This is a genomic window from Ruegeria sp. CK3 (genome assembly GCF_056536565.1).
This window is the reverse complement of sequence record NZ_JBQFPV010000014.1, coordinates 53,667-64,718: the sequence shown is the minus strand read 5'-3', so window position 1 is coordinate 64,718 and position 11,052 is coordinate 53,667. Positions and strand designations below refer to the sequence as shown.

Sequence of the window (11,052 nt, the reverse complement as noted above, 5' to 3'; positions counted from 1 at the left end):
TCACGCCCCCAGCTTGATGCGCGGGTCAAGCCACGCCAACAGCAGATCGGAAAGGAAATTCATGAACACGATGGCAAAGGTCAGCATCAGCAGGATCGCGCCTGCAACGTTCATGTCAAGGTCGAGATACGCTTTCAGCAGCAGCTCACCCAGTTCGGTCAGGCCCAGAACCACGGCCACGATGGGCAGCTCGGAAAAGATGCGGTTCACGTCAAACCCGATGGTCGAAACGACCGGGTTGATTGCCAGTCGGGCCGGGTATTTGATCAGCAGCTTTCGCTCGGGCACTCCACGCGCGCGGGCTGCGGTGACGGACAGTTTGTTCAGCTCATCCGACATGGTCGCGCGCACGGTCTGGATTTGATAGGCCACCGCTGACCAGGCCAGAACCACCGCGGGCAACCACAGATGTTTGAGCATGTCCCAGACCTTGGCCACGCTCCACGGGGCGTCCTGATACTGGGCCGAGAACAAGCCACCGATATCCGCCCCGAACCAGCGGTTGGCGAAATACAGCATGACCAGCGCCAGCAAAAAGTTCGGCAGCGCGAGGCCCAGATACGAGAAAATCGTCAGACCATAGTCAATGGCCGAACCGCGCCGCACGGCCGCGTAGATCCCAACCGGGATCGAGATCAGATAGGTCAGGATCAGCGTCGCGAACAGGATGCCTGCGGTCAGCCAAACCTTGTCACCGATCACCTTGGTGACCGAGGTTTCAAAGGCAAATGCCTGCCCGAAATCCCAGCGCAGAACGATACCGCCAATCCAGTCGAAATACCGAAGCAACATCGGCTTGTCCAAACCCAGCTCTTGACGGATGGCCTGCACATCGGCCTCGGTTACGTTGACCCCGGTGCCCGAGTATTTCCGGAACGCGTAGCGGTCCGCGTAGTCTCCGGGCGGGATTTCCATGATCAGGAATACCATCATCGACACCAGAAGCATCGTGATGGCCATTCCTACTAATCGTTCGGCGGTGAATCTGAGCATGCGTCTGTCCCGAGATTGCAGCTTGGACTGCAAACTCCGGGGCGTCTGCTGCAAACGCCCCGGAGGAAAGTGTCAAACCCGTATGGGGGTTACTGTTCCAGCCACCACTGCGAGGGGCGGTAGGGGTAGGTCCAGTAGAAGTCGTAGGTTTTCGACTTGATGGGTTTGACGTTCTGCAGGTCGTTGCGCCACAGGAAGGGGGCAACGATGTCACCGACGGTGCCGATCTTCAGCATGTTGTCAGTGTGGATCTTGACGATTTCCGCCCCGATTTCGTTGCTGGTGTCCGAGCCGAACTCAGCCTGGATGAACCGCTCGCTCAGCTCCCACAGCTTCTGGATATCGGCTGGGGGTTCGACGCCTTCGGCACCATCGGTTTGTTTCCATGTTGCCCATTTGGCACCGGTGCCCGGGTTGAAGAAGTCACCAAAGGGCGGCACGAAAACGGTGGTATCCTGCGAGATGGTCGGGCCGGCGTTGCCGTCATACTTCCAGGTCGTCAGGTCCAGATCGTTGTTGTTGCCCGATGCGCGGTATTCGTCCGAGGTAACCTCTTTCAGGTCAACGCGCACGCCCACGGCGGTCCAGTAATCCCGCACCAGCTCCATCATTTTCACCGGCACACCCTGCGAGGAATAGACAAGGCGAATGACCAGAGGCTTGCCGTCCGGGCGCTCCAACGTGCCGTCGCCATCGCTGTCGCTCAGGCCCATTTCAGCCAGAAGGGCCTTGGCGCCTTGGACATCATAGGCAATGTCCTTGGTCAGCACGTCATCCGAGATAAACGACACAGTCTTGGGCTCGGCCGGAACACCCTGCATCGGAGTACCCTGACCCAGATAGACGATCTCGTTGATTTCATCACGGTTCATCGCCAACGACATGGCACGGTTGAAGCGTACATCGTTGAAGATTTCGCGCAGCACCTCGTCGTTATGGGTGCGGTTGAACGAGAAGAACACGTTTTCACCCAGTGTCGGCGCGAACTGGATCGTGTAGCCGCCTTTGCCTTCGTTCTCTTTCAGCAGCGGGAAGTCTTCCAGGAAGATCGCCTGCTGTTTCCAGACAACCTCTCCGTTCATGACCTTAAGGTTCTGAACTTCCTTGTCGCTGACATAGCTCTCAACGATTTCGTTGATATAGGGCAGCTGGTTGCCCGCAGTGTCGACCTGGTGGAAATAGGGGTTCGCCACCAGTTTGCGGCCTTCCGAGGTCTCTTCTACAACGATGTGGCTTTCCAGCGTCGGCACAACCGCACGGCCAATCGCAGCGGCTTTGTCGGCGTCTTTCAGCAGCGGCGAGGGAACGTCTTTCCAATCCGAGCCGCCGTAGTAGAAATCAACTGCCTCGGCGCCGTTGGCGAAACCGTATTCCTGCGCCAGCGCATCGGCGTTTTCGTTGTATTTGGGCATGAACTGGCCCAGAAAATGCTTGGGCTGGAACGGCTGGCCATAGTCGACGGCAAAACGGTTCAGAATGCCCGGCGTCGGCACCGGGAAGGTCATGCGGACGGTCACGTGGTCAACCGCCTCAACATTGATCGGCTCGCCTGCAAACAGCCAGCGATCCGGGGTTTTTTCCAGAATGTCGGTGTTCAACAGAAGGTCGTTGTACCAAAAGGCAACATCTTCGGCGGTGAAGGGTTCGCCGTCCGACCATTTGTGGCCTTCACGCAGCGTGATCGTCAGAACGGTTTTGTCTTCGTTCCAGTCCCAAGCCTTGGCGACGTTGGGCACAACCGTCTGCAAGTCATCCGCATAGCGCACGAAATTCACGTGGCGTACGGATAGAAGGTCCGACGTGCCGGACTCGGTCGCTTTCGAAATGCCAGTAATTGCGCCGCCATATTGGCCGATGCTCTCATAGGGCATCACGACCAGAGGCTCGGCCGGCAGGCGGTCTGCGACAGCGGCCAAGTCGGCGTTGCCAAGGATTTTGCCGTTAAGGTCGGCAATCGCCGGGTTTTCCGAGAATTCCAGGGTGCAGGATGCGGTCGATTGCAGCTCGGCCAGTTCCAATTGCTGCGGGAACGCGGGCTCTAGCCCCTTTGGATCAGCGACGGTGGGGACCGGGCAATTTGCCAGCGCGGGAACCGCAATCATCGTCGCGGCAGTGGACATCAGAATATGACGGATCGTCATGACAACCTCCAGGTTTGTTCGACGACCCGGTTAAGGGGCTATTGTAACAGTTTAATAATGAGTGAGGGTTTATAGCTTTAAACTATGCTATTCCTATTCGTTTGTACTCGCCAAAGTTTCTTGAGTAATTTCATAGAATTGCCGGACGGTGGCCGACGCAGCCATGGCGGGCATCGAAACTAGAAACTGATGAGCGCTTAGTTTTTGATCGTTAATCGGGATGAATTTCAGATCCTTGTCGGCGGCCACCAACTCCGATTCGAAGCCTACCCCCTCGCCTACGCCAGCCCGGACCAGAGAGGTGATCGACCCCCAGGAGCCGAGGCCCAGAATGGTATCCGGCGCGATACCAGCTTCTGAGGCTGCGCGTTCAAAAATCTGACGCGTACCGGCATTCGGCTCACGCTGTATCAGTCTCAGTTTCCCGACATCGGCCCAACTGAGGCTTTCGACGTCCCGCAACGTGCCTTCGCTTTGGGCCACAATGCCGATCCGGAACGAGGCAACTTGTTGGCAATGCATCGTCTCCAGCGGTTCGCGCGCGGTGACAAAGGCGACATCCAGATCACCCGTGCGCAGCAAGGGCATCAGGTCGAGGCTGGCCATGGCACGCGCATTCAGGGTGACACCCGGATGGGTCTGGATAAATCGGGCAATTGGAGGCATAGCGATCTGATAGGTTGAATAGCCCACCCAAAAACTGCCCGACTTCAGGTCTTTCCGCGCGCCAATCGCTAGATCGACCTCGGACTTCAACGCCAGCAGAGCCTTGATCTGCGGACGCAGTGTTTCGAACATTTCGGTGGTTTCAATACCCTTGTTGCCCCGCCGCAAAAAGCGACACTCGGTTTGCCGCTCCAAGGCGACGATCAGGTTGGAAACCGTGGGTTGAGAGACGCCCAACTCTTCTGCCGCAGCCGTGAAACTGCCGGTGCGGGCAACCGCCTCAAGCGCTTTGAGCTGGCGGATGCTCGGTTCTACGTTGCTGGGCATGGTTGGCGTCCTTCGCTCGCGCTGTCGTGCAGGTGATCCGGAACAGACACAAAGTTCAATGCCCGGATACGCTTTCTTAGCTTTATCCGTTTTCATTTCCCGCCCGTCCAGTGCGCATGGGAGCGGGTTAAGTCAGAACTTACCGGCCTAGATTGCCTAATTCTTAATCGTTCTCGCCTGTATGCTGATTTTTTAAACAGAAAACTCGCGTCTTCTTCTGATTTGAGATGTAGCCGCGCAATCTCGGATGCTAGTCAGAAGCCATGCTCCAACGCCTGCCACTTCTGGTTTTCTCCGATCTCGATGGTACTCTGCTGAACCATCAAGACTATAGCTGGGACGCCGCACAACCCGCGCTAAAGCGGCTTCGGGACATTGGCGCGGGGCTCGTGCTAGCCAGCAGTAAAACCGCTGCCGAGATTATTGGCTTGCGCCAAGCCATAGGCTTTTCGAACATGCCGTCGATCGTCGAAAATGGGGCTGGCATTCTGACACCGGGCCACCCAAAAACCGTTGGACCCTCTGAATATCTGAACATTCTGAATATCCTGCAACACCTCCAACCCGGCTTTCGCGGTTTTGCAGATATGAGCGTGCAGGAGGTGAGCGACAGGACCGGCCTTGATCTCGTCGAGGCAGAGAAAGCCCAGGATCGGCATTTCAGCGAACCGGGCGTGTGGGATGGCACGCCTGAGGATCTTGATGCGTTTCTGTCCGAGGCCGGGCGGTACGGCCTGCATGCCCGCCAAGGCGGTCGATTTCTCACTTTGTCGTTCGGAAAGACCAAAGCGGATGCCATGTCCGACGTGATCCGCCAGTTGAAACCCGAAAGAACCATTGCGCTTGGCGATGCACCGAATGATCTGGAAATGATCCTGGCCGCCGACACCGGTGTCGTTGTCGCAAACGGGCATGGCGCGTCCATTCCGGTCCAGGCACCCGAAGCCGAGCGGCGGATATTCAGAACCACACGCGAAGGCCCCGAAGGCTGGGCCGAGGCCATTCTGACCCTTACCGCAGCCGATCACAAAGACAGTTAACCAAGACAGGCAGCCCAAATGGCAGACTTCCATCAAAACGGAAACATCACCACGCTTCACAACCTGCGAAGCCGTCCGGCCGAGCATCTGGTGCACGAAGTCTCTGTCTTTGCCGAAACGCGCAAGGTGACGCTGATCCTGCCCTGTCTCTACTCAGAACTGGAAGGTCCAGCCCTTACGGGGATTATCGACGAATTGTCCAAGGTCAGCTACCTGCATCGCATTATCATCGGGCTAGATCAGGCCAACGCAGAACAATACCAACGCGCAAGAGCGTTTTTCGACCGTTTGCCCCAGAAGCATGTTGTGATCTGGAACAGCAGCCCCCGGATGTTGCAGCTGGAAGAACGGCTGCGCGACCTTGGCCTTGCACCACAGGAACCCGGCAAGGGCAAAAACGTCTGGTCTTGCATCGGCTATCTGCTGGCCTGCGCCGACAGCTCGGTCATGGCAATACACGACTGCGATATCGTGACCTACAAACGGGATTTGCTGGATCGGTTGGTTTACCCCGTGGTCAACCCGACCTTCCCGTTCCAAATGGCCAAAGGCTTTTATCCGCGCATCGGCGATGGCAACCTGAACGGCCGTGTCACGCGGCTGCTGGTCAGCCCTTTGCTGATCGCGCTGAAGAAGGTGATCGGAGATCGAGACTACATCGATTACCTGCGCAGTTTCCGGTATCCGCTGTCAGGCGAGTTTGCCATTCGCACCCCGACCCTGCCCGATCTACGTATCCCGTCGGACTGGGGGCTGGAAATCGGCGTTCTATCTGAGGCCTGGAGGAACCTCGCGCCCAAATCCGTCTGCCAGGTCGAGATTGCCGACAATTACGATCACAAGCATCAGAAGCTGTCGCCCGAGGATGCCAACACCGGGCTAAGCCGGATGTCGACCGACATATGCAAGGCCATTTTCCGCAAACTGGCGGCAGATGGCACCGTATTCACCACAAACACATTCCGGACCCTCAAGGCGACCTACTATCGCTCGGCTCTGGATTTGCTTGAGGGGTACTATACCGATGCAAAGATGAACGGCTTGGCGCTTGATCGCCACACCGAGGAAAAGTCGATCGAGCTCTTTGCCGAAAACATCATCCGCGCCGGGCGGGTCTTTTTGGAGAACCCCCATGAGACGCCGTTTATCCCGACATGGAACCGGGTCCATGCCGCAGATGCCGAGTTCCTGCACCACCTGAGCGAAGCGGTCGCGCTGGATCTGGATGAGTTCACACCGCAGGGGCGTTCGTGATCCAGCGACACTGGTAAGGCGCCAGTGAGAATTCGGACATATTGGCACCAAAGACCTCGCCGGTCAGGGCGTCCATCCACGTTTCTTCTGCAATCAGGTTTACCTCTGTCGGGTTGATCTGCACGTGATCCGCAGACACGTTGTGCAAGGCAAAAATGGATTGGCTTCGATCCAGACTCTGCCGCCAAATTCCAAAAACCCTTTCGTCAAGCCGTAGGGTAAACTGCGTCGCATTCGGGTGGAACGCCGACTGCTGCGCGCGAATGCGCAACCGGCGAGACATTTCCGACAACACTCGGGATTGATCCGATCCAGGATCAGCGAGCTTTGACAGCAGGTCCGGATAGTGCCAGCGATGCCGGTTGATCGCCCTGTTCATCCCGCGACGTTCAACCGCCTCATGGTCGTTGGGGGTAGCCAACAGTGAATGGATGTAGAAAGCGGGAATGCCCTCAAGTGACATTACGATGGTCTGCGAACAGATGAAACGCGCCAGGTGAAATTGGTCTTCACCGTCAAAGGTCGCGCGCATGGCCTCGAAAAAGGCGCAGTTCAATTCATAAGGTTCCTCGCGACCATCCGGTAAGGCGCGCATGGAAACCAGTCCGCCCAGCCTTCGCACGGTGTCGATCATCCGCGTTTTTTCTTCGGGTGGCAGCAGCCCTTCTGCGGGCCGCATCCCGATACCATCATGGCTGGCGGTGAAATTCAGATAGGCACACCCCAATTGCGCCGGGGGCATGGCCGCCTGCCAGTCACGCAAGTATCGTGCCGTGCCAGACTGCATGGCGTGCAGGATCAAGGGAGGAAGGGGAAAGTTGTAAACCGCATGCGCCTCGTTCCGATTGCCGAAATAGCTTAAGTTTTCTGTACGCGGAACATTGGTTTCGGTCAGCAGTACGACAGTCTCTGTCGCGAAATCGCAAAGAAGCCGAAGCAGTTGCACGATGGCATGCGTCTGAGGAAGGTGGATCGAAGTCGTACCCACTTCTTTCCAGATGAAGGCCACGGCATCCAGCCGCAGGATGCGCACGCCCTTGTCGATATGCAGTCGGATGATCCGCAGCATTTCGATCAGAACCTCAGGATTGCGGAAATCCAGATCGATTTGATCGTGGCTAAAAGTACACCAGACGTGACGGTCGCCACGGCTCGTTTCAACCTGACGCAAAAGCGGGGTGGTTCTGGGCCGTACTACCGGCTGCAGATCATCTTCAGGCTTAGCCTCGAAGAAGAACCTGTCATGCGGCGGCTTTCCCTGCAGGTAGTTGTTGAACCATAGCCCCTGACTGGACACGTGGTTGAGTACAAGGTCCGACATCAGGTGGAAATCATCCGCGATGCGCGTGATGTCTGGCCAATCCCCCAATTGCGCGCTGACGCTGTAGTAATCCGAAACCGCAAACCCATCATCGGATGTGAAGGGAAAGAATGGCAGGATATGCACGCCGTTCACGACCCCTTGCAGATGACGCACAAGAAAATCGTGCAACAAGTCCAGAGGTTTGTGGACCTGGTCCTCGATGGAATTGCCATAAGTGATCAGAACACTGTCTCGCTCGGACCACAGACCATTGCCGGGCTTTCGCCCCTGCTTTCTTTGGTGGTGTCCGGACGGCCAGAACGCTTGCACAATCTGCTCGGATAATTCTGCATGGTCATGGTCCGGGTAGATACGGATCAGAAGATCCGTCAGTCGCCGGGAGAAATTCTGGCTCATGGTAATTGTGCTTGGCTCGGCTTCGTCAAATGCCAATTGTTCGCCAGAGCAGTAGATCTGTCAAACAAGTCCAATTCCAGCTGCGCACCATCTCGAGGTTTATCGATCCATCTGCCTGTAAATTGGTCGATGTCAAAGAAAAAATAACGCGCTTGCGATGTGGCCATCGCGCATAGCATCCTTCGGATATCGATTACTTTTGACGGAATCTTGGATTGGTTCTCAGCGCGATGACTTCGAAAGTCGTGCTCCGGCTAGCCAAGGCACTTTGGGCTGTCAAAAGTTTGCAACAGCTCTGGGAACGATGACTCGCCCGACCAGAAACCTCACATGCATTGTCCTCACAAGTCCGAGTTATGTGCTCAATGGCAAGCAACTCCTCAGACCCCGAATTTTTCATGAAAGAGATCGGTGATCTGTTGCCAGATTGATTTGAATTCCGGCGTGTTCTCGGCTGCGTAGTGAAAGTTTTTCATCAATCCGGTGAGTTGCGTGAACACCTGCCGCACCTCGGCTTTGTCGGCGAAATCGGCACTCGACTGGGTGACATCGTAGACCAGTTTGAAGGTAATCTTTTGCCGCTCCAGCGGCACGGTTGCGTCCACCTGGTCAAAAGCATCCTGCTGCAGGTAGACCATGTCCACAAACAGCGCCTTTTGTTGGGTGACAAAGTCCTCGATGGTGACACCCTCTTCGCCGGTGACCTGCATCATCTGGTCGACCTGCTCACCTTTTTCGATCAGGGCCAGCAGGTCCCGGACCTTACCTGTCCATCCGGGTTCCGCGTTCTTGTCATACCAGTCGGAAAGCTGATCCGTGTAGCGCGACCAGCTGAGCATCGGATCAACGGCCGGATAGAACCGCTTATAGGCCCGCTCCGAGGACAGGCCGAGGAAGCATTTCACGGTAGAAAGAGTGGACTGCGTCACCGGCTCATCAAAGTTGCCCCCAGCAGGTGACACCGTCCCGATCAGGGTTAGGCTGCCCAGATCGTCATCATTGGTTTTCAACGCGCCCGCGCGTTCGTACAAACCCTTGATCGAGCTTTCCAGATAGGCCGGAAACCCCTCCTCGCCCGGAATTTCTTCAAGCTTGCCAGAGGTTTCGCGCATCGCTTGTGCCCAGCGGCTAGTGCTGTCGGCGATCAGCAGAACGTCATAGCCCATTTGGCGGTAATACTCGCCCAGCGTGATGCCGGTGAAGATCGAGGCCTCGCGTGCGGCGACCGGCATCGAGGAGGTGTTACAGATGATGATCGTGCGATCCATCAGGCTGCCGCCGGTGGTCGGGTCGGTCATCTTGGGGAATTCGTGGATCGTCTCGACCACCTCACCGGCGCGTTCGCCACAGGCCACGACGATGACAATATCTACCTTGGCGTTCCGCGCGATCAGGTTTTGCAGCACCGTCTTGCCCGCTCCGAACGGGCCGGGAATACAGGCCGTTCCGCCGCGGGCGATTGGGAAGAACGTATCAATCAGGCGCTGCGAGGTCAGAACCGGCTCGGTCGGATAGAGGCGTTCGGACAGGGCGCGTTTCAGGATGCTCTCTGGCAAGGGGCGCCGCACCGGCCATTTCTGCGAAAGGGTGAGTGTGTGTTCGCCACCCTGCTCATCCTCCAGCCGGGCAACGATGTCGTGGATCGTGGCCGCGCCCTTCTGGACCCAAACGACCTTGTAGTCGCCTGTCCAATTGAAGGGCAGCATGATCTTGTGGCTGAAGTGGCCTTCGGGCACCGTTCCGATGCTGTCGCCCGCTGTGACCGTATCCCCGACCTTGACCGACGGCGTGAATGACCATTTTGCCTGATCGTCCAGAGGGGCTACGTCTGCCCCGCGCGGCAGGAATGTTCCAAACTCGCTAGCCACCTTGGGCAGCGGCGATTGCAGGCCATCAAACACCTGCCCCAGCAAGCCCGGCCCGAGTTCGACCGACAGCAACTGGCCCGATTGTTCTACCGGATCGCCGACGGCGACACCGTCGGTGCTCTCATAGACCTGAACATCCGCTGTATCACCGCGTACGCGCAATACTTCGGCCTTTAGACGCTCTTGCCTGCCGCCTGGGCCGGAGCGCGTGGGCAGGATGAATACCACCTCGTTCTTGACCAGCTGTCCGGGCTGGCCCGAGGCGTCGGCGTTGGCTTGGATCTGCACCAGCCCCTCCTGCACCGAAACGACGCGGGCGGTGGCGGTCTGTGTGGCGGGGGTTGGGGCGGTCATGCGTATGCTCCCTCAAAATCGATATCGGCGACATCGGCCATGGCCTGTTGCGCCAGATGCTCAAATCTCTTGGCCGCGTCCTGCGCGTTGCTTTGCGCCCAGCGGTCGAAAATGTTCCATTTCAGCACATAGATCGCCACGGCTTCGAAATCGAAGTAGTGACGAGATGCGTGCCGTTTCAGTTGCTTGTGACTGACCGACAAGAGCAACCGCTCCAGGCCCAGTGGATCTTCGGCCTCCAATAGCTGTTTCGCGTCCTTGATCCATGGCATCGCCCCTTCAAGACGGAAATGCGGGTCGCCCCAATTCTCCGGAATGTGTCGGCTCCAACGCCCCATTCCGAACACCCCTGACGGGGGGCTGCCGCCTTGTTTACGCAGGCGCAGTGCGGCAACGGCAGTTCGCAGATCCATGCGCTCCACAAGGATCTTCCGCAAAGTTGGTTGCGGCGTATCTTCTAGTGCTTCTTTGCATCGCTTGATCGCCTGAGCATCCGTCACGTCCATGTCATAGCCGCTCCAGTTCAGAGCATGCTCCAACGCCTTCAAAACGCGCGCGTCCTCGGATGTCAGCGCCATCAAGCGCCGTTCAAGGCGGAGGCGCGACAAGGGCGGCTGCTTGGCGACGAACAGCCGTTCCGAGCCCGGCAGGCTGCTGATCAAAGCGATATAGGCGTCGGGGTCCGACAT

Annotated in this window: 8 protein-coding genes; 2 read left to right on the top strand and 6 right to left on the bottom strand. The window is 57.4% G+C overall.

What is annotated here, in order from left to right:
• The 3 genes from ACR0C3_RS20365 to ACR0C3_RS20355 form a co-directional block, all read right to left on the bottom strand.
• A complete protein-coding gene (locus ACR0C3_RS20365) occupies window positions 1–993 on the bottom strand; it encodes an ABC transporter permease (RefSeq protein ID WP_480555242.1) in 993 nt (330 codons plus the stop codon).
• Between the two features lie 89 nt (window positions 994–1,082).
• Entirely contained in the window at window positions 1,083–3,134 is a 2,052-nt protein-coding gene (locus ACR0C3_RS20360) for an ABC transporter substrate-binding protein (protein ID WP_480760227.1), read from the bottom strand.
• Between the two features lie 93 nt (window positions 3,135–3,227).
• Window positions 3,228–4,127 (bottom strand): LysR substrate-binding domain-containing protein, encoded by a 900-nt coding sequence (locus tag ACR0C3_RS20355; RefSeq protein WP_480760226.1) that lies wholly within the window; start codon window positions 4,125–4,127, stop codon window positions 3,228–3,230.
• A gap of 263 nt (window positions 4,128–4,390) precedes the next feature.
• On the opposite strand from ACR0C3_RS20355, the gene ACR0C3_RS20350 reads away from it, so the two are divergent.
• Both ACR0C3_RS20350 and ACR0C3_RS20345 read left to right on the top strand, forming a co-directional pair.
• Entirely contained in the window at window positions 4,391–5,167 is a 777-nt protein-coding gene (locus tag ACR0C3_RS20350) for an HAD-IIB family hydrolase (RefSeq protein WP_480760224.1), read from the top strand.
• Window positions 5,168–5,185: 18 nt separating this feature from the next.
• Window positions 5,186–6,421 (top strand): glycosyltransferase family protein, encoded by a 1,236-nt coding sequence (locus tag ACR0C3_RS20345; RefSeq protein WP_480760222.1) that lies wholly within the window; start codon window positions 5,186–5,188, stop codon window positions 6,419–6,421.
• Here ACR0C3_RS20345 and ACR0C3_RS20340 read toward each other — a convergent pair.
• The 3 genes from ACR0C3_RS20340 to ACR0C3_RS20330 all read right to left on the bottom strand — a co-directional run bounded on the left by ACR0C3_RS20340 (window position 6,399) and on the right by ACR0C3_RS20330 (window position 11,052).
• On the bottom strand, window positions 6,399–8,141 hold the full coding sequence (locus ACR0C3_RS20340) for a sugar phosphorylase (protein ID WP_480760220.1): 1,743 nt from the start codon (window positions 8,139–8,141) through the stop codon (window positions 6,399–6,401). The two genes, ACR0C3_RS20345 and ACR0C3_RS20340, sit on opposite strands and share 23 nt — an antisense overlap.
• A gap of 380 nt (window positions 8,142–8,521) precedes the next feature.
• Window positions 8,522–10,363, bottom strand: a complete 1,842-nt coding sequence (locus tag ACR0C3_RS20335; protein ID WP_480760218.1) for a V-type ATP synthase subunit A — start codon at window positions 10,361–10,363, stop codon at window positions 8,522–8,524.
• On the bottom strand, window positions 10,360–11,052 hold the full coding sequence (locus ACR0C3_RS20330; RefSeq protein ID WP_480760216.1) for a hypothetical protein: 693 nt from the start codon (window positions 11,050–11,052) through the stop codon (window positions 10,360–10,362). The genes ACR0C3_RS20335 and ACR0C3_RS20330 overlap by 4 nt, the downstream gene beginning before the upstream one ends.

Coding starts and splice junctions, on each gene's coding strand:
- ACR0C3_RS20365 (WP_480555242.1), bottom strand. CDS start 993: ATGCTCAGATTCACCGCCGAACGATTAGTAGGAATGGCCATCACGATG.
- ACR0C3_RS20360 (WP_480760227.1), bottom strand. CDS start 3,134: ATGACGATCCGTCATATTCTGATGTCCACTGCCGCGACGATGATTGCG.
- ACR0C3_RS20355 (WP_480760226.1), bottom strand. CDS start 4,127: ATGCCCAGCAACGTAGAACCGAGCATCCGCCAGCTCAAAGCGCTTGAG.
- ACR0C3_RS20350 (WP_480760224.1), top strand. CDS start 4,391: ATGCTCCAACGCCTGCCACTTCTGGTTTTCTCCGATCTCGATGGTACT.
- ACR0C3_RS20345 (WP_480760222.1), top strand. CDS start 5,186: ATGGCAGACTTCCATCAAAACGGAAACATCACCACGCTTCACAACCTG.
- ACR0C3_RS20340 (WP_480760220.1), bottom strand. CDS start 8,141: ATGAGCCAGAATTTCTCCCGGCGACTGACGGATCTTCTGATCCGTATC.
- ACR0C3_RS20335 (WP_480760218.1), bottom strand. CDS start 10,363: ATGACCGCCCCAACCCCCGCCACACAGACCGCCACCGCCCGCGTCGTT.
- ACR0C3_RS20330 (WP_480760216.1), bottom strand. CDS start 11,052: ATGTCGGACCCCGACGCCTATATCGCTTTGATCAGCAGCCTGCCGGGC.